The organism is Ruegeria sp. R13_0, assembly GCF_017743995.1.
Classification (GTDB): Bacteria; Pseudomonadota; Alphaproteobacteria; order Rhodobacterales; family Rhodobacteraceae; genus Ruegeria.
Genome location: NZ_JAGHRB010000003.1, coordinates 82,191 through 105,641, shown reverse-complemented (window position 1 = coordinate 105,641; position 23,451 = coordinate 82,191). Strand labels below are relative to the sequence as shown.

The 23,451-nt window shown below is 59.2% G+C and carries 24 protein-coding genes; 13 read left to right on the top strand and 11 right to left on the bottom strand.

Going from position 1 to position 23,451, the window contains the following annotated elements:
* Positions 1-16: 16 nt before the first annotated feature.
* From J7394_RS04895 to J7394_RS04880, 4 genes are all read left to right on the top strand, one after another.
* Positions 17-547: a gamma-glutamylcyclotransferase gene (locus J7394_RS04895; protein ID WP_209251364.1), complete on the top strand. Its 531-nt coding sequence runs from the start codon at positions 17-19 to the stop codon at positions 545-547.
* A gap of 68 nt (positions 548-615) precedes the next feature.
* Complete coding sequence (locus tag J7394_RS04890; RefSeq protein ID WP_209251362.1) at positions 616-1,794, top strand: biopolymer transporter ExbB; 1,179 nt, start codon at positions 616-618, stop codon at positions 1,792-1,794.
* A 3-nt stretch (positions 1,795-1,797) separates the two neighbouring features.
* Positions 1,798-3,477: a peptidoglycan -binding protein gene (locus J7394_RS04885; RefSeq protein ID WP_209251360.1), complete on the top strand. Its 1,680-nt coding sequence runs from the start codon at positions 1,798-1,800 to the stop codon at positions 3,475-3,477.
* 111 nt (positions 3,478-3,588) lie between these two features.
* On the top strand, positions 3,589-4,230 hold the full coding sequence (locus J7394_RS04880) for a phosphotransferase (protein WP_209251358.1): 642 nt from the start codon (positions 3,589-3,591) through the stop codon (positions 4,228-4,230).
* A gap of 83 nt (positions 4,231-4,313) precedes the next feature.
* Here the strand turns inward: J7394_RS04880 and clpA are convergent, their stop codons facing one another.
* Together clpA and gloB are read right to left on the bottom strand one after the other, a co-directional pair.
* Positions 4,314-6,638: an ATP-dependent Clp protease ATP-binding subunit ClpA gene (gene clpA / locus J7394_RS04875; RefSeq protein ID WP_170460457.1), complete on the bottom strand. Its 2,325-nt coding sequence runs from the start codon at positions 6,636-6,638 to the stop codon at positions 4,314-4,316.
* Between the two features lie 174 nt (positions 6,639-6,812).
* Positions 6,813-7,580, bottom strand: a complete 768-nt coding sequence (gloB, locus tag J7394_RS04870) for a hydroxyacylglutathione hydrolase (RefSeq protein WP_209251356.1) — start codon at positions 7,578-7,580, stop codon at positions 6,813-6,815.
* Positions 7,581-7,642: 62 nt separating this feature from the next.
* On the opposite strand from gloB, the gene J7394_RS04865 reads away from it, so the two are divergent.
* From J7394_RS04865 to J7394_RS04835, 7 genes are all read left to right on the top strand, one after another.
* Positions 7,643-8,377 (top strand): class I SAM-dependent methyltransferase, encoded by a 735-nt coding sequence (locus J7394_RS04865; RefSeq protein WP_170722335.1) that lies wholly within the window; start codon positions 7,643-7,645, stop codon positions 8,375-8,377.
* 300 nt (positions 8,378-8,677) lie between these two features.
* Positions 8,678-9,238, top strand: coding sequence for a F0F1 ATP synthase subunit delta (locus J7394_RS04860; protein ID WP_209251354.1), 561 nt, complete (start codon positions 8,678-8,680; stop codon positions 9,236-9,238).
* Positions 9,239-10,777 (top strand): F0F1 ATP synthase subunit alpha, encoded by a 1,539-nt coding sequence (gene atpA, locus J7394_RS04855; protein WP_170460465.1) that lies wholly within the window; start codon positions 9,239-9,241, stop codon positions 10,775-10,777.
* 12 nt (positions 10,778-10,789) lie between these two features.
* Positions 10,790-11,665: a F0F1 ATP synthase subunit gamma gene (locus J7394_RS04850; RefSeq protein WP_209251351.1), complete on the top strand. Its 876-nt coding sequence runs from the start codon at positions 10,790-10,792 to the stop codon at positions 11,663-11,665.
* 18 nt (positions 11,666-11,683) lie between these two features.
* Positions 11,684-13,108 (top strand): F0F1 ATP synthase subunit beta, encoded by a 1,425-nt coding sequence (gene atpD / locus J7394_RS04845; protein WP_209251349.1) that lies wholly within the window; start codon positions 11,684-11,686, stop codon positions 13,106-13,108.
* Positions 13,109-13,120: 12 nt separating this feature from the next.
* The gene (locus J7394_RS04840) at positions 13,121-13,531 is read left to right on the top strand and encodes a F0F1 ATP synthase subunit epsilon (RefSeq protein ID WP_170374624.1); all 411 of its coding nucleotides are present in this window, start codon (positions 13,121-13,123) and stop codon (positions 13,529-13,531) included.
* Between the two features lie 116 nt (positions 13,532-13,647).
* A complete protein-coding gene (locus tag J7394_RS04835; protein ID WP_209251347.1) occupies positions 13,648-13,998 on the top strand; it encodes an H-type lectin domain-containing protein in 351 nt (116 codons plus the stop codon).
* A 42-nt stretch (positions 13,999-14,040) separates the two neighbouring features.
* On the opposite strand, the gene rpiB is transcribed toward J7394_RS04835, so the two are convergent.
* Both rpiB and J7394_RS04825 read right to left on the bottom strand, forming a co-directional pair.
* Positions 14,041-14,481: a ribose 5-phosphate isomerase B gene (gene rpiB, locus J7394_RS04830; RefSeq protein WP_209251345.1), complete on the bottom strand. Its 441-nt coding sequence runs from the start codon at positions 14,479-14,481 to the stop codon at positions 14,041-14,043.
* Between the two features lie 102 nt (positions 14,482-14,583).
* Entirely contained in the window at positions 14,584-15,603 is a 1,020-nt protein-coding gene (locus tag J7394_RS04825; RefSeq protein WP_170637503.1) for a ribose-phosphate pyrophosphokinase, read from the bottom strand.
* A gap of 107 nt (positions 15,604-15,710) precedes the next feature.
* On the opposite strand from J7394_RS04825, the gene J7394_RS04820 reads away from it, so the two are divergent.
* Positions 15,711-16,313 carry a 2-hydroxychromene-2-carboxylate isomerase gene (locus J7394_RS04820; RefSeq protein WP_209251344.1) on the top strand — a complete coding sequence of 201 codons (603 nt, stop codon included), beginning with the start codon at positions 15,711-15,713 and terminating at the stop codon, positions 16,311-16,313.
* Between the two features lie 2 nt (positions 16,314-16,315).
* Here J7394_RS04820 and J7394_RS04815 read toward each other — a convergent pair whose 3' ends face one another.
* From J7394_RS04815 to J7394_RS04785, 7 genes are all read right to left on the bottom strand, one after another.
* A complete protein-coding gene (locus J7394_RS04815) occupies positions 16,316-17,350 on the bottom strand; it encodes a low specificity L-threonine aldolase (RefSeq protein WP_209251343.1) in 1,035 nt (344 codons plus the stop codon).
* Positions 17,350-17,823: a YcgN family cysteine cluster protein gene (locus tag J7394_RS04810; RefSeq protein WP_209251342.1), complete on the bottom strand. Its 474-nt coding sequence runs from the start codon at positions 17,821-17,823 to the stop codon at positions 17,350-17,352. The genes J7394_RS04815 and J7394_RS04810 overlap by 1 nt, the downstream gene beginning before the upstream one ends.
* Positions 17,820-18,752 (bottom strand): bifunctional riboflavin kinase/FAD synthetase, encoded by a 933-nt coding sequence (locus J7394_RS04805; protein ID WP_209251341.1) that lies wholly within the window; start codon positions 18,750-18,752, stop codon positions 17,820-17,822. Before J7394_RS04805 ends, J7394_RS04810 begins: the two co-directional genes overlap by 4 nt.
* A gap of 180 nt (positions 18,753-18,932) precedes the next feature.
* Positions 18,933-19,376 carry a MaoC family dehydratase gene (locus J7394_RS04800; RefSeq protein WP_074736482.1) on the bottom strand — a complete coding sequence of 148 codons (444 nt, stop codon included), beginning with the start codon at positions 19,374-19,376 and terminating at the stop codon, positions 18,933-18,935.
* A gap of 101 nt (positions 19,377-19,477) precedes the next feature.
* The gene (locus tag J7394_RS04795) at positions 19,478-20,353 is read right to left on the bottom strand and encodes a TIGR01459 family HAD-type hydrolase (RefSeq protein WP_209251340.1); all 876 of its coding nucleotides are present in this window, start codon (positions 20,351-20,353) and stop codon (positions 19,478-19,480) included.
* A gap of 229 nt (positions 20,354-20,582) precedes the next feature.
* On the bottom strand, positions 20,583-21,503 hold the full coding sequence (locus J7394_RS04790; RefSeq protein ID WP_209251338.1) for a manganese-dependent inorganic pyrophosphatase: 921 nt from the start codon (positions 21,501-21,503) through the stop codon (positions 20,583-20,585).
* Between the two features lie 105 nt (positions 21,504-21,608).
* On the bottom strand, positions 21,609-22,589 hold the full coding sequence (locus J7394_RS04785; RefSeq protein WP_209251336.1) for a TraB/GumN family protein: 981 nt from the start codon (positions 22,587-22,589) through the stop codon (positions 21,609-21,611).
* A 113-nt stretch (positions 22,590-22,702) separates the two neighbouring features.
* On the opposite strand from J7394_RS04785, the gene J7394_RS04780 reads away from it, so the two are divergent.
* Positions 22,703-23,386: a DUF2161 domain-containing phosphodiesterase gene (locus tag J7394_RS04780; protein WP_209251334.1), complete on the top strand. Its 684-nt coding sequence runs from the start codon at positions 22,703-22,705 to the stop codon at positions 23,384-23,386.
* Positions 23,387-23,451: the final 65 nt, after the last annotated feature.

Here is a 23,451-nt window from a genome sequence, read left to right as displayed (position 1 = left end):
GGCAAGGACCAGAGCAATGACGATGTGGGTTTTCGGATATGGATCGCTACTGTGGAACCCGGGCTTTCCCGTGGCACGCACCGAGCTTGCGATGCTGCACGGATATGCGCGCTCTTTCTGCATGAGTTCGATCCACCATCGCGGCACCGAGGACCACCCCGGCCTTGTGCTGGCTTTGGACGAACAGCCTGAGGCGCATTGCAAAGGTTTGGCGCTGGCCGTGGAAGCCGGGCATGAGGATCGCACCCTGCAAGAACTGCGCGAGCGCGAGCTGATCTCGTCGGCCTATGTCGAAAAGATGCTGGACGTGCATCTGGACAACGGTGAGGTCGTAAATGCGGTGACCTATGTGATTGATGCCGATCACGTTCAGTATTGCGGCGGCATGCCCCTGGAAGAGCAGGCTCAGATCATCGCTCATGCCGTTGGCGGGCGCGGCCCAAACACGGAATATCTATACAACACCACCGAGCATCTGGCCGAGATCGGCCTGCACGATCCCGATCTTGAGTGGTTGTCGCAACGGGTGCGCAGCATCACCGCATAAACCCTTGGCGTCATCGGCGTCTTTTCGCTAGATTCAGGCCAGAGCAGGCAGAACCAGGAATAACGCGCATGGCGCAGGCACAACAGGGCGCGAGACCGCATTTCTCGCAACCGATCAGGCAGATTCTTCTGATGCTGATCGCAATCGGCCTGTCGGGCCTCGGGGTGTTTCTGGCGCTGCCCTACGTGCTGCCGGTCTTCTTTGCCAACCCTTATCTGAACGGCTTTATTCTGCTGGTGTTCATCATCGGCGTGTTTGCCTGTTTTTATCAGGTCGCGCAGCTGATCGGCTCGGTCCGCTGGATCGAGGCTTTTGTGGGCGGCGTGGTGCATGAGGACGCGCGCACCCCTCAGTTGCTCGCGCCATTGGCCTCGCTGCTGCGCGAACGCGGTGCGCGGTCGCAGATCAGTTCCACCTCGACCCGGTCCATTCTGGATTCGGTTGCGGAACGGGTGGAAGAAGAGCGTGAGATCACGCGCTACATCACCAACGTTCTGATCTATCTAGGCCTCTTGGGGACGTTCTTTGGCCTCGCTACCACGGTGCCCGCCATTGTCGACACCATCCGCAGCCTGAACCCGCAAGAAGGGGAAGAGGGGCTGGCCGTTTTCAACCGTCTGATGACGGGCCTTGAGGCGCAACTGCAGGGGATGGGCGTTGCGTTTGGCTCCTCCTTGCTGGGCCTTGCCGGGTCATTGATCGTGGGCCTGTTGGAGGTCTTCGCTGGCCACGGACAGAACCGTTTCTACCGCGAGCTTGAGGAATGGCTGTCGGGCATCACCCGGGTCGGATTCGCCTCGGGCGAGGACGGTGGGGCTGAGGTCGCCGTTCTGGCGCCTGTTCTGGACGCCATGTCGGATCAGATGAACGCGCTACAGGATCTGTTCTCGGCGCAGGAGGCCGAGCGGACCGACGTGTCCAATAAGCTTGGCCAGTTGGTTACTGTCATCGGACAAATGAACCAGCGTCAGGCGGATAATGAAGGCGTTGCCGCCGCGCTGGAGCGTGTTGCCTTGGGTCAGGACGCCTTGCTGGATCACATGCGCGAACACGGGGCGGGCGAGGGCATCGATGCAGAAAGCCGGATGCGCCTGCGGTCGATGGATGTTCAGTTGCTGCGCATCCTCGAAGAGATCTCCGCCGGTCGTCAGGACAGCATGAACGAATTCCGCAAGGATATCGAACTGCTAGTGAAGGCTCTGACCCTGCCACGCGGCGCGGTTCGAACCACGCACGAGGGGGAATAACCCATGGCCCTCTCCCGCCGCACCGGTCAACGGTTCCAGGGCTCGGTCTGGCCCGGTTTCGTCGATGCGATGACGGGTCTTTTGATGGTTTTGACCTTCGTGCTGACCATCTTCATGGTCATCCAATTCGTGCTGCGTGAAACGATCTCGGGTCAGGAGGATGAGCTGACGACCCTCGCGGATGAGGTTGCCGCACTGGCTGGTGCTTTAGGGTTGGAAGAGCGCGAGAACAGCCGCCTGCAAGCGCGGTTGGGGGCCTTGAATGCCACACTGACCGAAACGGAAGATAGTCTGGCTGAGGCGCAAAGCCAGATCACTGGGTTCGAGGCTCAGGTCGCGGCGCTATTGGCTGATCAGGCGCGGGCGCAAGACGCGATTGCGGCGCTTGAGACGCAACGGGCGGATCTTTTGGGCGAACGCGACAGTCTGAATCAAGCCTTGGCGCAAAGCCGCGAAGAAATCGACGCCCAAGCCGAAGCTGCCCGCCTTGCTGCAGCCCGCCGTGAGGCGCTGGAGGCTCTGGTCGCAGATTTGGAACAAAGCGGTGAGGAACGCGCGGCGCAGATAGCTCAACTCGAAGATCAGCTAAGTGCGGAAGAGGCTGGCAGGCTGGCGGAGGCCGCCGCTGCCGAAGCTCTGAGGGATCGCCTTCAGAACGCCGATGCGGAACTGACCGCCATGACCCTTGCGCTAGAGGCGCAGCGCAAAGAGGCTGAGGATACCCTGACCCTTTTGGCTGCTGCGAATGCTGCCCGCGCAGAACTGGAACGACAGTTTGGCGAGTTGAACACGGAAGAGCTGGAGGCCCAGTTGCAGGCCGCTCTGACAGCGCAGGCCCAGGCGCAGGAAGATGCAGCATCCCAGCGTTCCTTGGCCGAACAGCGCGATGCCTTGCTGGCCGTGGCTCGCGAGACGCTTTCGGCGGAACAAGCGGTTTCCGAACAGGCGCAGCGCGAGGCCGCTTTGTTGAACCAGCAAATCGCAGCATTGCGCGGGCAATTGGGATCGCTGCAGGCGCTGCTGGACGACTACGAGGACCGCAATGCGGCAGCTGAAATTCAAATCCAGTCTCTGGGGCAGGACCTGAATGCGGCTCTGGCCCGCGCCGCATCCGAGGAACGCCGCCGCCGCCTGCTGGAAGAGGCCGAGCGTCAACGCCTAGAGGCTGAGGCCGAAGCACTGGCCGGCCAGAATGAGGAACTCGCGGCGCAGGCCGAGGATCTGCAACGCTACCGGTCGGAATTCTTCGGCCGCTTGCGCGACGTATTGGGCGATCAGGATGGCGTGCGGATTGAAGGCGATAGATTTGTGTTCTCCTCTGAGGTGCTGTTCGCCACAGGGTCTGCCGTGTTGTCGTTGGAAGGCCGGCAGGAGGTCGCCAAAGTCGCTGAGATCCTCCGCACAGTTGCTGCCGAAATCCCGGAAGGTCTGAACTGGGTGATCCGGGTGGATGGCCACACCGACAATGTGCCCTTGGCTGGCTCGGGTCGATACCGCGACAATTGGGAACTGAGCCAGGGTCGGGCGCTCTCTGTCGTGCGCTATATGGTCGAAGCGCTGGGTATTCCGCCCAATCGCCTGGCCGCCAACGGGTTCGGTGAGTTCCAGCCGGTCAACCCTGAAGATACGCCCGAGGCGCGGGCACAGAACCGGCGGATTGAGTTGAAACTGACCGAGCGCTAAGGCCCTCGCGTGGCGAAAAACCGCCTTTGTGACCGGGGTTTGCCGCCTGCAACCAATGAAATACACCCGTCTCAAACCTAGATTACTGTCATAGGTTGATAGGAGACGCGCGTGGCCCATAGGGTAGCAGACCTGTACTACACGATTGAAACGGTTTTACGAGCATCATACCGACGGGTGGTGTTGTGCCGGAGCGCAAGTGGAGACAGGTTCTGGCTCAAACGGGTTGAGCGCTTTGCCCCCCATCTCTGGTTGGTCAAAGGCTGTCCTCAGGCGGCGTTTGCCAGGGACCGGACGTCGCATCGCTATTTGTGGAACAAAGGCGTGCCGGTACCGCGCATCTTGGCCGAAGGTTCGGATTTCATCGCCGTCGAGGATGCGGGTCTCAGCCTGACCCGTTTTTGCGGGGATCGTTCCCGTGAGCTTGTCAGCAAACAAACGGCCTGTCGCGCCGCAGGAAGGGCTTTGGCACGGCTTCATGCGTTGGATCTTGCCCATGGCCGCCCCGCCTTTCGCGATATGTGCTGGGATGGGCAGCAAATCAGGTTCATCGATTTCGAGTATTTCAAGCCGACCAAAGCGGGGAGTTTGCGCAAAGCCCGCGATCTGAGCATCGCAGTGCTGTCGGCCTTGTTTCAAGGTCAGCAAGCAATGCGCTATGCGTCCAGCCTGCTATCTGGTTATTGGACGGTTCGGGGCAAATGGACCGTCTCCCGTACCGCTCCAACGCGTCAGATCCACACTGGACAGTGAAAAACGGATTTTGACCACGAGGGTTTTCGACATGAAAAAACCCGCCAAACACGGGCGGGTTTTTCTGTTTCAATGAACTGAGATCAATCCGCCGTCAAAAGCGGAGGCTTGTTGCCCGGAATGCGCGGCTGATCGGGGCCGAGGATATCCAAGTGCAGATCGCCTTTCTTGACCGAAACACGAACAACACCGCCCTTGGCGAGTTTGCCAAACAGCAACTCTTCGGCCAGAGGCTTTTTGATGTGTTCCTGGATCACGCGGCCCAGAGGACGCGCGCCCATCTTGTCGTCATAGCCCTTATCAGCCAGCCATGCTGCGGCCTTGGGCGTCAGGTCGATGGTCACGCCGCGATCCAGCAGTTGCGCCTCAAGCTGCAGAACGAACTTTTCGACTACTTGCAGGATGACCTCTTTTGGTAGAGGCGCGAAGGAAATCACCGCGTCCAGACGGTTGCGGAATTCCGGCGTGAACGTCCGCTCGATAGCTGCGGTATCTTCGCCCTCGCGACGGTCGCGGCCAAAGCCGATGGCAGCCTTTGCCTGTTCTTGCGCGCCCGCGTTCGAGGTCATGATAAGTACTACGTTGCGGAAGTTCACCGTGCGGCCGTTGTGATCGGTCAGCTCGCCATGATCCATAACCTGCAGCAAAATGTTGAACACATCCGGGTGCGCTTTTTCGATCTCATCCAACAGCAAGACGCAGTGAGGATGCTGGTCGACGCCATCGGTCAGCAGACCGCCCTGATCAAACCCGACATAGCCCGGAGGCGCACCGATCAGACGGCTGACCGCGTGCTTCTCCATATATTCCGACATGTCAAAGCGCAGCAGTTCCACGCCCAGATTATCGGCCAGCTGTTTCGCCACCTCGGTCTTACCCACACCGGTCGGACCGGCGAACAGGTAGTTGCCGATGGGCTTTTCAGGCTCCCGCAGCCCGGCGCGCGCCAGTTTGATCGCGCTGGCCAAGGCCACAATGGCGTCATCCTGTCCGAAGACCACACGCTTGAGAGAGGCTTCGAGGTCTTTCAGAACCACCGCATCGTCCTTGGTGACGTTCTTCGGCGGGATACGGGCGATCTTGGCGACGACGGCCTCGATTTCCTTCACGCCGATTGTCTTGCGGCGCTTGCTTTCGGCCAGCAAATGCTGCGCGGCACCGGCCTCGTCAATGACGTCAATCGCCTTGTCCGGCAGTTTGCGGTCGTTGATATAGCGCGCCGACAGTTCCACAGCGGTTTTGATCGCATCCGCGGTGTATTTGATGGCGTGATGCTCTTCGAAATAGGGCTTCAGACCGCGCAGGATCTTCACGCTGTCTTCAACAGAAGGCTCGTTCACGTCGATTTTCTGGAACCGGCGGCTCAGCGCGCGATCTTTTTCGAAATGCTGACGGAACTCTTTGTAAGTGGTGGACCCCATAGTGCGCAGCTTGCCCCCCTGAAGCGCTGGCTTCAGCAGGTTGGATGCGTCCATAGCCCCGCCCGACGTCGCCCCAGCGCCGATTACGGTGTGGATTTCATCGATGAACAGCACCGCATCAGGGTGATCTTCCAACTCGGTCACGACCGCTTTCAAACGCTCTTCGAAATCGCCGCGGTAGCGGGTTCCGGCCAGCAGAGCGCCCATGTCGAGCGAGTAAATGGTGGTGTTCGACAGAACATCCGGGGCTTCGCCGGCCACGATCTTGTGCGCCAAGCCTTCGGCAATCGCCGTCTTGCCCACGCCGGGGTCGCCCACCAGCAGCGGGTTGTTCTTGCGCCGGCGGCACAGCACCTGAATGCAGCGCTCGACCTCATCGGCGCGACCGATCAGCGGGTCCACGTCGCCCGCGCGCGATTTGGCGTTCAAATCGACGCAATATTTGCCCAAGGCGCTTTCTTTTTGATCTTCGTCGCTGGCGGTGGCCTGCACTTCATCTTCGACCTGATCCGCGCCCGAAACCGAGCGGCTTTCGCCATAGGCCGGGTCTTTCGCGACGCCGTGCGCGATGAAATTGACCGCGTCGTACCGGGTCATGTCCTGTTCCTGCAGGAAATAAGCGGCGTTGCTTTCGCGTTCGGCGAAGATCGCGACCAGTACGTTGGCGCCTGTAACCTCGGTCCGGCCCGAGCTTTGCACGTGAATGGCAGCGCGCTGGATGACGCGCTGGAAGGCTGCCGTTGGTACGGCCTCGGACCCGTCGATATCGGTGACGAGGTTCGACAGATCCTCATCAATGAATTCGACCAATGTGCTGCGCAATTCGTCCAGATCAACGCTGCAGGCTTTCATGACCCGGATTGCGTCAGGCTCTTCCAATAGCGCCAGTAGTAGATGCTCTAACGTAGCAAACTCATGTCGCCGTTCATTCGCCGCTGCCAGAGCTGCGTGAATGGCTTGTTCCAAAGTGCTCGAGAATGAAGGCACGTGGGTGCTCCTCTGTCTTGGGTCAGAAGGGGGCAGGCTTTCGGCCGGATCCCCATCCCAACCATGTCCTCATACTATTAGAGTTTGGTTGATCGACGCCCGGCTTCAAGGGTTTTCTTTCACTTGACAGTCACATTTGTTGTGAGAGTGGCCGTGAGGATGGTCAAATAGGCATCAGAAATTGTCTTTTCTACCCCTGATCTCGGCAAAAACAGCAACCGGGTCCGCGCCTTCCATGCCCAAATGGGCTAGAATCGCCGGATCTTCGGCGCGCAGGAACGGGTTGGTTGCCTTTTCCAGACCCAGTTTCGAGGGCACCGTGGGCTGCCCAGCGGTGCGCGCGCGGTCGATATTGACGACGCGCTGTTGTAGCGCCGTGTTGGTTGGGTCGACGGTGACGGCAAATTTGGCGTTAGACTGGGTGTATTCGTGGCCCGAACAGACCAGCGTGTCATCCGGCAGCGCCGCAAGCTTGCTGAGTGATCGCCACATCTGCTCTGGCGTGCCTTCGAACAAGCGCCCGCATCCCAGCGCCATCAGGCTATCCGCGGTGAAGACAGCGGCACTTTGCGGCATGTAATAGGCGACGTGACCCAAAGTGTGCCCCGAGACATCCATCACCTGAACTGGCACGCCCGCAAACTCAAAGCTATCGCCATCGCTGACTTGTTGGTCGAGCGGGGGCAGGCGGTGTGCATCGGCGGTGGCTCCGATCACCTTGGCTGGGTGTTTTTCAAGAATTCCGGGCAGTCCGTCGACATGATCCCAGTGGTGGTGAGTTAGCAAGACATGGCTGAGGGTCCAGCCGCGCGCCTCCAACTCGGCCAGGATGGGCCCGGCTTCTGGTGCGTCGATCAGCGCGGTCGCGCCGCTCTGGGCATCATGCGCAAGAAACGCGTAATTATCGCTGAGACATGGGATGGTTACGATCTCAAGAGGCATGGCCTTTTGCCCTTTCGTTGCTAGACTGCGCCTCAGCTAAGCCGATTGACCGGGTGTCCGCAATGCATCTTGATGTGCAGGATCTGAGGAATTTCTACTATCGCAGCACGCTGGGCCGTGCGGCGCAGGCTGCGATTCGTGGTCGGCTGATCGACCTCTGGCCCGAGGCGAAGGGCCAGACGGTGGCCGGATTTGGCTTTGCGGTCCCTCTTCTGCGGCCCTACCTCGCCGATGCGCGGCGGGTTATCGGTTTGATGCCCGGCCCTCAGGGGGTGATGCCCTGGCCTGCCGGGATGCCCAATGTGTCCGTCCTGACCGAAGAAACGCTCTGGCCGATTGAGACGGGCCACGTGGACAAGCTGGTGGTGATGCACGGGCTTGAGACCTCGGAACAGCCCAGCAAGGTGCTTGAGGAATGCTGGCGCGTGTTGGGGCCGGGGGGGAGGGCGCTTTTTGTAGTGCCGAACCGGGCGGGGCTGTGGTCGCGCTCTGACCGGACGCCGTTCGGATTTGGTCACCCATATTCGGCCACGCAACTTGAGAACCTTCTGCGCAGCCATCATTTCGTGCCTGAAAACCACTGTTCTGCGCTTTATCTTCCACCCTCATTCCGGCGGTTTTGGCTAAAATCGGGTAGCCTGATCGAAAAAACCGGCCAGCGCATTCCCACCGTAATGGCCGGAGGCGTGCTGATGGTTGAGGTCAGCAAGCTGATCCGCCCGCCAAGCGGTACGGTCACCAAGGACAAGGTGAAACGTCCGATAAAAGCGCTGGACGGTTTGCTGAAGCCGGCGTGACGATTCCGCGCAGTCATCGGGAAAAAATGCGGGAAAAAGGTCACAGGAATCGCAAAAACCTGCAAATCAGTAACATTTTTCAACTGCGCCAAGGGGTCCAAACGGTCGCACTTGGGTTAAGCCTATGAAAACTAACGATTTGTGGATAATTCAGTTACCGCTATCGCGTATTGCTTGGTGGAAGCACCTCTGATACATCCCCGGTGATTTTGATCCCCGCCCTTCATGGACGGGGTATCTTCACGCCCCCGGGTTGGCTGCGTGCGCGGTTTTCGGGGCCTAAGTATCGGAAGGGTGGACGTGTCCGAACCAGCTTCGATTTCCACAGGCATCGCCGAGCGCTATGCCACCGCGATTTTCGAGATCGCAAAAGAGAACAAAGACCTTGCAGGTCTGGAATCCGGCATCAATGATCTTGCAGCAGCACTGGGCGAAAGCGCCGATCTGCGCGACCTGATCGCATCTCCGCTGGTTTCCCGCACCGAACAGGAAAACGCCATTGCCGCTGTTGCTGATAAGATGGGCCTGAACGCCATCCTGCGCAACACGCTGGGCCTGATGGCACAGAAACGCCGCCTGTTTGTGGTGCCGCAGTTGGTGCAGGTTCTGCGTGACATGCTGGCCGACGAGCGTGGCGAAGTGACCGCCGATGTCGCCTCGGCCAAGGCGCTGACCAAGACACAACTGGAAAAACTGTCCAAGACGCTGTCCGAGCGTGTGGGCAAGACCGTGACTATCAATGCGACCGTGGATGAAAGCCTCATCGGCGGTCTTGTCGTTAAAGTGGGCTCGAAAATGATCGATAGCTCGATCCGTTCGAAGCTGAACTCCCTACAGAATGCAATGAAAGAGGTCGGATAAATGGGAATCCAAGCTGCAGAGATTTCTGCAATCCTGAAGGACCAGATCAAGAATTTTGGTCAGGAAGCCGAAGTGGCCGAGATCGGCCGCGTGCTGAGCGTCGGTGACGGGATTGCCCGTGTATACGGCCTGGACAACGTGCAAGCCGGTGAGATGGTCGAATTCCCCGGTGGCATCATGGGCATGGCCCTGAACCTGGAAAGCGACAACGTTGGCGTCGTTATCTTCGGTTCTGACCGTGACATCAAAGAAGGTGACACCGTCAAGCGCACCAACTCGATCGTGGACGTTCCGATCGGTGACGAGCTGCTGGGCCGCGTTGTAGACGGTCTGGGCAACCCGCTGGACGGCAAAGGCCCGATCAACGCCTCCAAGCGTGGCGTTGCGGACGTCAAAGCCCCCGGCATCATCCCGCGTAAATCGGTGCACGAGCCGATGGCAACCGGCCTGAAATCGGTTGACGCGATGATCCCGATCGGCCGTGGCCAGCGTGAGTTGATCATTGGTGACCGTCAGACCGGTAAAACTGCCGTTGCTCTGGACACCATCCTGAACCAGAAAGTTTACAACGACGCAGCAGGCGACGACGAGTCGAAGAAACTGTACTGCGTTTACGTTGCGGTTGGTCAGAAGCGCTCGACCGTTGCGCAGCTGGTGAAGAAACTGGAAGAGTCCGGCGCGATTGAATACTCGATCGTTGTTGCTGCGACCGCGTCCGACCCGGCGCCGATGCAGTTCCTGGCGCCCTACGCCGCGACCGCGATGGCGGAGTACTTCCGCGACAACGGCCGCCACGCTCTGATCATCTATGATGACCTGTCGAAGCAGGCTGTGTCCTATCGTCAGATGTCCCTGCTGCTGCGCCGCCCGCCGGGCCGTGAAGCGTATCCGGGTGACGTTTTCTACCTCCACTCCCGTCTGCTGGAACGTTCGGCGAAGCTGAACGAAGATTTCGGTGCAGGCTCGCTGACCGCTCTGCCGGTTATCGAAACGCAGGGTGGTGACGTTTCGGCGTTTATTCCGACCAACGTGATTTCGATCACCGACGGTCAGATCTTCCTGGAAACCGAACTGTTCTACCAGGGCATCCGTCCTGCTGTGAACACCGGTCTGTCGGTTTCGCGTGTGGGCTCCTCGGCTCAGACCAACGCGATGAAATCGGTTGCTGGTCCGGTTAAACTGGAACTGGCTCAGTACCGCGAAATGGCTGCGTTTGCGCAGTTCGGTTCGGACCTCGACGCCGCAACCCAGCAGTTGCTGAACCGTGGTGCGCGTCTGACCGAGCTGATGAAACAGCCGCAGTACTCGCCGCTGACCAACGCGGAAATCGTCTGCGTCATCTTCGCGGGTACAAACGGTTACCTCGACAAGATCGACGTATCGGATGTTGGCCGCTACGAGGCCGGTCTGCTGGCGCACCTGCGCGGTAAGCACGCTGACCTGCTGACATGGCTCACCGACGAAGATCCGAAGATCAAAGGTGAAGCGTCCGACAAGATCAAGGCAGCGATCGACGAATTTGCCGCGACCTTCGCATAAGAGGAGGTTCCGATGCCTAGTCTGAAGGACCTTAAAAACAGGATCGAGTCGGTCAAATCGACCCGCAAGATCACCAAGGCCATGCAGATGGTCGCGGCTGCAAAACTGCGCCGCGCCCAGGAATCTGCTGAAGCCTCGCGCCCCTATGCCGAGCGGTTCAATGCCGTGATGGCGGGGCTGGCGGCTTCGGTCGGGGGCAGTGACAGCGCCCCCAAGCTGCTCCGTGGTACGGGCAGTGACGATGTCCATCTGCTGGTTGTGATGACAGCTGAACGCGGCCTATGTGGCGGCTTCAACGCGAACATCGCCAAGCTGGCCCGTGCCAAAGCTGAAGAGCTGCGCGGCAAAGGCAAAACGGTCAAAGTTCTGACCGTTGGCAAAAAAGGCCGCGACGCGCTCAAGCGTGATCTGGGCGACTTGTTCGTAGGTCATGTCGACCTGAGCGAAGTCAAACGTATTGGCTACACCAATGCGCAAGACATCGCGAAGGACGTCCTGTCTCGCTTCGATGCGGGTGAGTTCGACGTTGCCACGATCTTCTACTCGAAGTTCGTCAACGTTGTGACCCAGATCCCGACGGCGCAGCAGGTCATCCCCGCCTCGTTCGAGGATACCGAGGGTGACGACAGCGGTGCCATTTTCGACTACGAGCCCAGCGAAGAGGCCATTCTGGCCGACCTGCTGCCCAAGGGGGTTGCGACGGCAATCTTCTCGGCTCTGCTCGAAAACGGAGCGTCTGAACAGGGTGCACGGATGTCCGCGATGGACAACGCGACCCGTAACGCGGGTGAGATGATCGACAAGCTGACGATCCAGTTCAACCGCTCGCGTCAGGCCGTGATCACCAACGAGCTGATTGAAATTATTTCCGGCGCCGAAGCGCTGTAAGAAAACCGGAGACGAAACATGGCGAATGCAAAAGGCAAAGTCACACAGATCATCGGGGCCGTCGTCGACGTGCAGTTCGAAGATCAACTGCCTGAAATTCTGAACGCGCTGGAAACCACCAACAACGGCAAGCGCCTGGTGTTGGAAGTTGCTCAGCACCTGGGTGAAAACACTGTCCGCACCATCGCGATGGACGCGACCGAAGGTCTGGTCCGTGGCGAAGAAGTGACCGACACCGGCGCACCGATCTCGGTTCCGGTTGGGAACGCAACTCTGGGCCGCATCCTGAACGTTGTCGGCGAGCCGATCGACGAAAAAGGCCCTGTTGAAGCAACTGAAGCCCGTGCCATCCACCAGCCCGCACCTGAGTTCGACGAACAGTCGACCGAGTCGGAAATCCTGGTCACCGGCATCAAGGTTGTTGACCTGCTGGCCCCCTACGCCAAAGGCGGTAAGATCGGCCTGTTCGGCGGTGCCGGCGTTGGTAAAACCGTTCTGATCATGGAACTGATCAACAACATCGCAAAAGTGCACTCGGGCTTCTCGGTGTTCGCGGGTGTTGGTGAACGGACCCGTGAAGGCAACGACCTGTACCACGAGATGATCGAATCGAACGTTATCAAGCCCGATAACCTGGAAGAATCGCAGGTTGCGCTGGTTTACGGTCAGATGAACGAACCTCCGGGTGCGCGTGCGCGTGTTGCTCTGACAGGTCTGACCCTGGCCGAGCAGTTCCGCGACCAGTCCGGTACCGACGTTCTGTTCTTCGTCGACAACATCTTCCGCTTCACGCAAGCCGGCTCCGAGGTTTCAGCTCTGCTGGGTCGTATTCCTTCGGCTGTGGGCTACCAGCCGACACTGGCCACCGACATGGGCGCCCTGCAGGAACGCATCACCTCGACCAAGTCGGGCTCGATCACCTCGGTGCAGGCGATCTACGTACCTGCGGACGACCTTACCGACCCCGCGCCGGCCACCTCGTTTGCTCACTTGGATGCGACCACCGTTCTTAACCGTGCGATCTCGGAAAAGGGTATCTACCCGGCTGTTGACCCGCTCGACTCGTCGTCGCGTCTGCTGGACCCGGCCATCGTTGGTGAAGAGCACTACGCGGTTGCGACCGACGTTCAGCAGATCCTCCAGCGCTACAAGTCGCTGCAGGACATTATCGCCATCCTCGGCATGGACGAACTGTCGGAAGAAGACAAACTGACCGTTGCCCGCGCCCGAAAGATCGAGCGCTTCCTGTCGCAGCCGTTCGACGTTGCCGAAGTCTTCACCGGTTCGCCGGGCGTTCAGGTTCCTCTGGACGTGACCATCGCATCGTTCAAAGCTGTTGTGGCTGGCGAATACGATCACCTGCCCGAAGCGGCCTTCCTGATGGTTGGCGGCATCGACGAAGTGATCGCCAAAGCGGAGAAGATGGCCGCAGAAGCCGCCTAAGGAGTATCCCTGATGGCAAACACAATGCAATTCGACCTCGTCAGCCCCGAGCGGAGCCTCGCTTCGCTCGCGGCCACCGCGGTCCAGCTACCCGGCGCGGACGGGGATATGACGGCCATGCCCGATCATGCCCCTACGATCACGACGCTGCGCCCGGGCATCCTGAAGGTCGACGCGCCCGAAGGCACCAGTGAATATCTGGTGACCGGCGGGTTTGCTCAGATCAACGGTGATGGCCTGTCGGTTCTGGCCGAAAAGGCCATTCCGGTTGCCGAAGTGACCCGGTCGCATCTCGATGACCTGATCGCTGACGCGCGTGCCTCGCATGACGCGGCCAAGGAAGGAGATGATCAGTCCATCGTCGACGAAGCCGCCAAGCTGCTGGCCGATATGGAAGCCCTTGGAACGCATATGAGCCTGTAACAGGTTCACCTGCAGAAGAATTGAACGGCCTCGCTTTCGCGGGGCCGTTTTTTTGTCGTGATTGTGAGATATCTGTGGAATAAGTACCGGTAATTACGAGTTAAAGACATAAAAATATGAAGACTTTTCGCACCCATCCCATAGGTATTGATCAAGGCGAGACTGTTTTGTTCTCGGACTTTTCCAACGGCGGCGAGATGTGGACAGGCAATGGCCCGCGTGAACGCCGTTCCCCGGTGAAATTCAGCCAGCCGTTCCGGTCAGCCCCGGTGATCCAGATCGGAGTGTCTTTGTGGGATGTGGATACATCCTCGGCCCTGCGTGCCGAGGTTCAGGCCGAAGAGATCACCGCCGAAGGGTTCACGGCCGTGTTTCGAACATGGTCCGATACGAAGATCGCGCGTATCCGCGCCTCATGGACGGCAATTGGTGAGGTTGCCCATGAGGATGATTGGGACATCTCATAAGACGCTTCTCTGGCCCGCAGTTCATGCGGGCCATTGCTTTGGTTATTCTTCGATCATGTCCACGCGTGTTGCGTGGCGGCCGCCTTCGAACTCAGCCTTCAGAAACGCATCCACGATGTCGATAGCCTGACCTTCACCGATGACGCGCGCGCCGATGGACAGCATGTTGGCGTTGTTGTGCTGGCGGATCATCCGGGCCGAGAACGTGTCAGAGCAGACGCCGCAGCGGATACCCGGAACCTTGTTTGCAGCCATCATGATCCCCTGGCCTGTGCCACACAGCAGAATACCCAGCGTACAATCCCCCGAGGCCACACGTTCAGCCGCAGCCTTGCCGTGCAGAGGGTAGTGCGTGCTTTCAGGCGTGGTGGGGCCGATATCGACGACCTCCCACCCGGCTTGGGCGATATGCGCGGCAAGGGTCTGGCGCAGGTCGATGGCGGCGTGGTCGCTGGAAAGAACGACGCGTTTGGTGTCAGTCATGAGAACGCTGTCCCGCTGTTTGGTGGTAGAGAAAGGGCAGAGGCGTCCTAAGCCGCCGCTGCTGAAAAGAAAAGGGCGGCTATCGCAAACCGCCCCGTCAGATCAGTCCATCTGGTACATGGATTCGTAGATTGGGGTCAGGGTCTTGTCCTCGAACAGGGACGAGACGCTGGTGCCGTTCCAGATGTTCAGGATGGCCTGGGTAAAGATCGGCGCGGTCGGCACGATGCGGATGTTCTTGGCTTTCAGGATCGCATCTGTCGGCTGGATCGTGTCGGTTAGAACCAGAGATTTCATTACCGAATTCGTCACACGCTCAACCGCGGGGCCGCTCATGACGCCATGGGTGATGTAGGAGTGGACCTCTTTCGCGCCGTTATCCAGCAGCACCTGCGCCGCCTTGCATAGGGTACCGGCGGTGTCGCACATGTCGTCAACGATCAGGCAGATCTTGTCTTTAACATCTCCTATGACGGTCATCTCGGCCACTTCGCCGGCTTTTTCGCGGCGTTTGTCGACGATCGACAGGGGGGCTTCGATCCGCTTGGCCAGTTCGCGCGCGCGGGCCACACCGCCGACGTCGGGCGAGACTACCATGATCTCGTCCATATTGTCTTTGAACTGGTTTTTCACATCCAGTGCAAAGATCGGTGAGGCGTAGAGGTTGTCCACCGGGATGTCGAAAAAGCCCTGAATTTGGGCCGCGTGCAAATCCATGGTCAGAACCCGCTCGATCCCTGCGCCGGTCAGCATGTTGGCGACCAGCTTGGCCGAGATCGGTGTGCGCGCCTTGGTGCGGCGGTCCTGACGGGCGTAGCCAAAGTATGGGATCACTGCGGTGATGCGCTGCGCGGACGAGCGGCGCAGGGCATCGGCGATGATAAGCAGCTCCATCAGGTTGTCATTCGCCGGGTTTGAGGTCGGCTGGATAATGAACATATCCTCGCCACGGACGTTCTCGAACACCTCGACGAAGATCTCGCCGTCGTTGAAGCGCTCGACGCGGGCATCGACCAGCCCCTGATCGACGCCGCGATACAGGCTCATGCGGCGTGAAATGGTTTCGGCAAGCGGAAGGTTAGCGTTCCCAGCAATCAGCTTGGGTTCGTGGAGTGTCGGCATCGGCTGGAGTCCCCGGACAGCGTTGGCAATGTGACAGATTCGTGATGTTGACACCGCTTAGCATGGCCTTACCGTTCCGCAAAGACAACGCAGCGGAGAAAGTGCAGATGACCCAGATTGACTACTATTTTGCGACAATTTCACCCTATACCTATCTGGCGGGCACACGGCTGGAGGAGATCGCAGCCAAGCACGGCGCGACGATCAATTACAAACCGCTGGACATAATGGCGCTGTTCGGGCGCACGGGCGGGACGCCACCAAAAGACCGGCATATCTCCCGCATTGAATACCGCGCACAGAATTTGGTGCGGGTCGCGAAAAAGTTAGGCGTACCGTTCAACCTGAAACCGGCGCATTGGCCGACCAATATGGCTCCGTCCTCTTATGCCGTGATTGCGGCAGCAAAGGATGGATCGGGGGATGTGGGTAAACTATGCCATTCCCTGCTGCGCGCGTGTTGGGCCGAAGAGAAAGACGTCGCGCAGGACGACGTTGTCCGTGATTGCCTGACGCAAGCCGGGTTCGATGCCGATCTGGCCGATAGCGGCCTGTTGGTGGGGGCCGAGACCTACGCCGCCAATCTGGAAGAGGCCGTTGATAGCGGCGCCTTCGGCGCGCCCTTCTACATCACGCCGGATGGTCAGCGGTTCTGGGGGCAGGACAGTCTGGATGACCTTGACCAACATTTGGCCGAGTTGAAAGGCTGAGCCTAAAGATGGGATAGAAACTGGTCGATCTGTTCATGGCTGATCGACCAGTCGCAGACCAGACGGCAGGGCAGAGGTTCTGCCTCATCCGCGCCTTCCAACTGCGCTCCCCACAGGTGATAGACCGCGCCCGCCTTATGAAGCTGGCGGTGTTTGGCGCGCGGGAAGGAGGCGAAGATCATGTTGGCCTGCGGCTCATGCAGGAAATCGGCTCCTTTCCCCCGAAGACCCTCAGCCAGACGAGCACAGTTTGCATTCGCCTGGCGAGCTGATGTCAGCCAAAGATCATCGTCCAGATAGGCTGCCATCTGTGCAGACAGATACCGGTGCTTCGAGAACAAATGCGCCCCGCGTTTGCGGCGCAGCTCGAATTCCCATGCTTTGGATTCGTCGAAGAAGATCACCGCCTCGACGCCCATCAACCCGTTCTTGGTCCCGCCAAAGCTGACCGCATCCACGCCGGCCTTCCATGTCATCTCTGCCGGTGAACATCCCAACGCGACCAGAGCGTTGGTGAACCGCGCGCCATCCAGATGCACCGGTAGGTCATACTCTTTCGCTACGGCGCAGAGCGCCTGTATTTCTTCCAGCGAATAAACCGACCCTCGCTCGGTCACTTGTGTGATGGAAACCGGTCCGCGTTGCGGTCCATGCACACCACGCGTTTCTTCTAAGGAAATCGTCCGGCGCAGGGCCGCGGGGGTCATCTTGTCAGTACCCGGCACAAGGGTCAGCTTGGCGCCACTGTAGAATTCCGGCGCATTGCACTCATCCTCGTGGATATGCGCGACCGGAGAGCAGAAGATCGTCTCCCACGGGTTGGAGAGGGTGGCCAGCGCCAGTGAATTCGCTGCCGTTCCGGTCGCCACCAGATAGACCGCCGCGCCGGGGGCTTCGAAAATGCTGCGAAGGCGATCCCGGACCTCATTCATCAGCGTGTCCGCCCCATAGGCCATCTGATAGCCCTGATTGGCCTCGGTCAGTTTTGCCAATACCTGCGGATGGACAGGCCCGGAATTGTCGGAAGCGAAATACATCAGGTCGGCTCCTCAATGATATAGTCTTCCCACTCTTCCAGGGGGGTCTCGAACTCGGACACGGTACGCCCCTGAACCGAGACGCCGGCGGCATGAACAGAGTCAGCTGTACCAGTCAACAAGGGGTGCCAATCATAGAGAGGCTTACCCTCCCACAGCAGGCGATAGGCGCAGGTTTGGGGCAGCCAGTAGGCGTGCGAGTCGATGTTTTCTGGCGTCATGACGATGCATTCGGGCACGAACTGGTGCCGGATGTCATACTGGGTGCAACGGCAGCTTTCATCGTCCAAAAGGCGGCAGGCGACGCAGGTCAGAGCGACCTCGCCAGTGTCTTCGTCTTCCAACTTGTTCAGGCAACATTTGCCGCACCCATCGCAGAGCGCCTCCCACTCGCGCTGGTTCATCTTGCGCAGGGGTTTGCGTTCCCAAAAGCGCGGGGGCAGGCCCGCGCGGTTGATCGGATCCACGCTCATCGAGCCGCCAGAATGTCGCGCGATTTCGCGCAATCGGCATCCATCTGGGCGATCAGCCCGTCCAGACCATCGAACTTCATTTCAGGGCGCAGGAACTCGACCAATCCGACCGAGAGGGTTGCGCCGTAGAGATCGCCGGAGAAATCAAACAGGAAAGTCTCAATATTGGGGACCTCACCATTGAACATGGGCCGTACGCCAATCGACGCCGCGCCTTGGTAGGAGCCCTTGTTGGGGCCGTCCAGAACGTCCACCAGTACGGCATAAACACCGAATTTCGGCGGGTGCAGGCCCTCGATCGACATGTTTGCGGTGGGAAAGCCCAGCTCGCGCCCGCGCTGCTCGCCGCCAATGACCTCACCTTCGATGCGGTGCCAATGGCCCAGCATGGTCGCTGCATCGCCGGGTCGGCCTTCGCTGAGCGCGGTGCGGATCGCGGTCGAAGAGACGACGTTCTCGGACCGCTCCATCAAAGGGGCGATGGTCACGCCGAACCCCATTTGCGCGCCAAAACGGATCATATCCTGCGCCGTTCCGATCCGCCCTTTGCCAAAGCAGAAATCGGCCCCCACGACGATATGAGACAAGCCCAGACCATCGCAGATCACATTGCGCGCGAATTCCTCGGGGGTCAGCCCGGCCAAAGCGGCATTGAAGGGCAGTTCGTAAAGCTTTTGCACACCCAGCTTCTCAAGCCGGTGTGCCCGCGCGTTCCCGCGCATCAATCGAAACGGAGGCGCATCGGGTGCAAAATACTCACGCGGATGCGGTTCAAACGTCAGCACGCCCAGAGGTGCATTCGGAGCCGCATTGCGCGCCAGCTCGATAACCGACTGATGCCCCACATGGACGCCATCAAAGTTCCCGATCGCCACGCTGGCGCCGCGGTCTTTTGGCTCGATATACTGGAAGTCCCGGATGATCTGCATGCGCTTTGGGTACTGTTCATCAACAGTATGTTCAAGCGTGACCTTCGAGAATTTCGGACAATTCAGCCCGTTCCGATGGTGAGGGGCAATGCGGCACTCGGTTCAGCGAAGACGGATACAGCGCGCCGGTCATTGCCGCAGAGATTGAGCCCCTCTGTGGCAAGGTGTGTGTTTACTCGCTCAGTCGAACTTACGCGATGGAGCAAGGACCATGGCTTCACCGACCAGAACCTTTTTGCCGTCGACTGCGCAGTGACAGTCCAGCTTCACGCGGCGTTTGGCAAAATCAATATCGATCACCTTGACCTCGGCATAGACCATGTCGCCGGGGCGGACCGGAGCCAGGAACTTCAGCGACTGACCCATGTAGACCGTCCCGTGGCCAGGCAGTTGCTCACCAATCACGGCCGAGATCAACCCGGCTGTCAGCATCCCATGCGCGATGCGGCCCTCAAAGATCGTATCGCGGGCGTAGTCGTCGTCCAGATGCACAGGGTTCCGGTCGGTCGAGACCTGGGCGAACATCTCGATATCTTCATCCGTCACCACTTTGCGCAGGTGGCGGGACATGCCCATCTCGATGTCTTCAATACAGATCGTTCCGCGTGGAAGATTGTCCAACATGGTGCCCTCACTTGATATCTGCCGAGTAACAAAAGTCTACCATCGGCCATCCGTTGGCAACTTTATTACTTCGCAACTGCAGAAAATCAAGTGAAAAATGACTACCGCAAACGCCCGATTGTATAGGTGGGATTGATCTTTTCCCTTTCAATATAGGTGCTTAGAGATTCTGCATGGGGGTGGTGCGACGTTTTCGTCTCCGCTGCGGCTAACCCGCCTGAGATAAAGAGCGTATCGATTCCCTCCCCCATGCCGCCAAGGATGTCGGTATGCGGGCCGTCACCGATAGCCAGAACGTCGCTGTCCGAGACGTCAACATCCATTTCCTGCATGCGACGACGCGCCAGATCATAGATCGGAGGATGGGGTTTGCCGAAATACAGGCTCTCACCACCCATCTCGGTGTAAAGCTTCGCCAAAGCGCCTGCGCACCATTCCCGTACTTCGCCCCGATCGACCACTATGTCAGGGTTCGCACATAGCAGCTTCATGCCTTTTTGCTTGGCATATAGGAAGTCCGGGCGATTTACGTCGGGATCCGCCATTGTGTCAAAAGGCCCGCAGCATACGATCCCCTCGGCCTGATCCAGAGGGACGCGCTCGATATGAACAGGATGGTCCAACAGCTTCAGGGGCTCGAAGAACCCCGCATCGCGTTCCCATTCGCCCATGAAGTAGACCTTTTCGCCGACCGTTCCGCGGAACATGGCTGAACGCGCTGAATCCCCGCTTGTGGCGATGGTGTCATAGGCATCGGCGGGGACCTTGAACTGCGATAACTGCGTGGCGACGCCCGCGCGCGGTTTTGGTGAGTTTGTCACCAGAACAACGAAACCGCCCTTCGAGCGGTAGGTTTGCAACGCGGCAACCGCTTCCGGATACGCAGTGATCCCATTGTGAACACAGCCCCAAAGATCGACAAAAAGTACTTTGTAACGGTCGGAGATCTCGTGGAGGGCGGAGATGATCTGGGTCATGGGATTCCCTTTGGCATGGTCTGCAGACAGCCAAGCCTATGGCAGAGCTTGGCGGGTTTTGCCAGAGGGGGCGCTGCCCCCGCCGCGGCAAGCCGCGCCTCCCCCGAGGTATTTTGAAACAGAAGAAGCAAGGGATCCGCACTTCATCTGGCTAAAAATATCCCGGAGCGCGAGGCAGAGCCTCGCACAAAGAAAAAGGCGCCCGCTTGGGGCGCCTTAGAGTAAGGTCTCAGACCTTGAGGTTCGGAATGATCTGCTTTTTCCGGCTCATGATGCCGGGCAGGACGACGGCGTCGCCGTCGACCGATGCACCGAAGCTTTTCTCGGCAACGGTTTTGACCAATTCATTTGGGACCAGCAGGGTGGCTTCTTCGTTCAGGATGTCGACGACGAACAGCAGCACCTGATCGACGCCGTCTTCTTTTGCTACGTCAACCATCGACGCGGCCAAGCTGCCCTTGCGGTCCAGAACAACGCCCGGAACCGTGGTTTCCAGAACCGAAACACGGAACTTGGTGCCGTCAACTTCGTATTCCTTGCTGTCCATGCGGATCAATTCGGCGTCCGAGAACGAGGACACATCCGATTTTGCCGCGAACATATCTGCCGCATAAGCCGATACATCCAGACCCAGTTCCGCTGCCAGTTTCTCGGCCACTTCGCGGTCATGCGCGGTGGTGGTGGGCGAGCGGAATTCCAGCGTGTCGGACAGGATGCAGGTCAGCGCCGCGCCTTTGATGGCCTCGGGCATCTTGGCGGCGTCGTCACCCATCAGGTCAACCATGATGGTCGCGGTGCAGGCCAGAGGGCGCACGGTGATGTCGATTGGTCCTTTGGTTTCCAAACCGCCAACCAGCTTGTGGTGATCGATAATGGCGCGAATGTCGGCGCTGTTAACGCTGGCGGGCAGCTCGGCCGGGTTGTTGGTGTCGACGATGACAACCGGAGTGTCCGCTTCCACGTCTGCGATGATGCGTGGCTTGGGCAGGTCCCAGCGCTGCAGCATGAAGGCGGCTTCGGTGTTGGGCTCGCCCAGCAGCACGGGTTCGGCCTGCTCGCCTTTTACTTCGTTCAGGTACCACGACCACAGGATCGGAGAGCCGGTGGAATCGGTGTCGGGAGATTTGTGACCAAATACTAGGGTTGTCATATCAGCGTCCTGCGGATTGGAAATTTGCGCGCCTTATAGGGCGCGAGACATGGCTTGTCACCCGCTTGCGGGCCCATGCGACTGTTGGTCTGCCATGTCGAGAATTCAGAACGGCGCGCGCGTCAGCGTGTAGCCTTCCCTTTCCAGAAGTGAGAGCAAGCCGTATGTCTGGCTGAGATGCCCGGCACCAACAGCGATCACGGCCGTTTGGTCTTGAATACGCAGGATGTGGTCCATCCAACTGTTATTGCGATCCACCAACAATTGCTGTTCGAACTGCGCCCATTCTGCGTCGTAATCCTTTTGCGACAGGCCCGAAGCCTCGAACCCCTGAATCCGGGCCAGTTGCAGGATCTGCGCATGTTTTTCCTCGAGATACGCATTGGCCATCGTGGCAAGGTGGTTGGCATCGGCCTGCATCGCTCCGGACAGGCGGACCAGCGAGTCGACCTGTTGTTCCAGTGAAAGCGTGTCGAACATAGCCATCAGGTCTTCGATCCGCTCCAGCGAGTGCTGGGGGATTCCGTGCGCCTCGGCCACGTCTGTCAGGCGGGCATCCATACCATGGTTCGCATCCGGGTTCTGCATCAGGCAGGGCGGGATGCCCAACATCATGCTCAGAAACCACGGCCGCATTTTGGCTGCCATCCAGCTGGGAATGCCGCGTTCGGCTAAAGAGGCCGAGAGGGCAGCCCAGTCCTCGGCGCTCATCAGGTCGATCAGGGTGGGGCCCTCGGTGATCATCACGGGGCTCAGATCATTGGCCAAACCTTGCTCGAACGCTTCCATTTTGGCCTCGGTGACTTCGAAATAGATCGCGTCTGCCTGGGCTACGATGGGTGTCAGCCGTTCGACGACCGGCCCCATCCGTGCATCACTGGTGTGCAGTGTTCCGATCAGGTGCAGGGTCGTATCGCCCTTGGTGGCGATCCAGTGATTGCCCTCGGGGTAGGGGACCGAGGCAAGGGAGTGCTGCAGGGCGGCCTGATCCTCTTCCGACATCAAGGGCCGCAGGTCGTGACCTTCGCAGGCGGCATGTGCCGTCATGGGCAGAAGCAATAGTCCAAAAAGGGCCATCAGGCGCATAGGCGGTCCTTCCTCGGTTGGTCAAACAGACGACACAGGATTTAGGCATCCAAATGCAGCATATTCAAGGCGACCCATCTGGTATTTCGACACGAAACGCATAGCATTGGGCCATGGAGCGCGAGCAGGATCTTTATCCCCCCATCAAGGCATTGTTCGAGAGGCAGGGCTATACCGTAAAAGGTGAGGTTGGCGCAGCCGACATCATGGCCGTGCGCGACGGGTCCGAGCCGGTGATTGTCGAGTTGAAGCTGCGCTTTTCGCTGGCTTTGTTTCATCAGGCCGTCGCGCGGCTCAGGATCACGGATCAGGTCTATCTAGGCGTCAGCAAACCAACCGGACGCACCGCGCGTCGTGCGTTGCGGGACAATCTGGCGCTCTGCCGCAGGTTGGGCTTGGGACTGATCACCGTGCGCGCGGACGGAGCGGTCGAGGTGCAGTGCGATCCCGGCCCCTATGCCCCGCGCAAGAACAAGGCTAAAGCGGGCCGGATGCTGCGAGAGTTTGATCGGTTGCAAGGCGACCCGAACTCTGGCGGCGCAACGCGGCACGGCATTGTCACGGCCTATCGTCAGGATGCTTTGAAATGCGCGGCCCATCTTGCCGAACATGGCGCCTGCAAAGGGGCCGAGGTCGCGAAGTCGACAGGCGTAGCTGAGGCCACTCGGCTGATGCGCACCAATCACTACGGGTGGTTCGAAAAGGTTGAAAAAGGTGTTTACGCCCTAACGGATGCGGGGCAGGAAGGCCTTAAACACTGGGCCTACAGTTGGGAGGATAGTGAGTTGCGGAACTAGGGGCGCGAATCATTCAACTTTGCCCGACTAACCGAAACAATTTTCGTCCTTCGATCACATTGTAT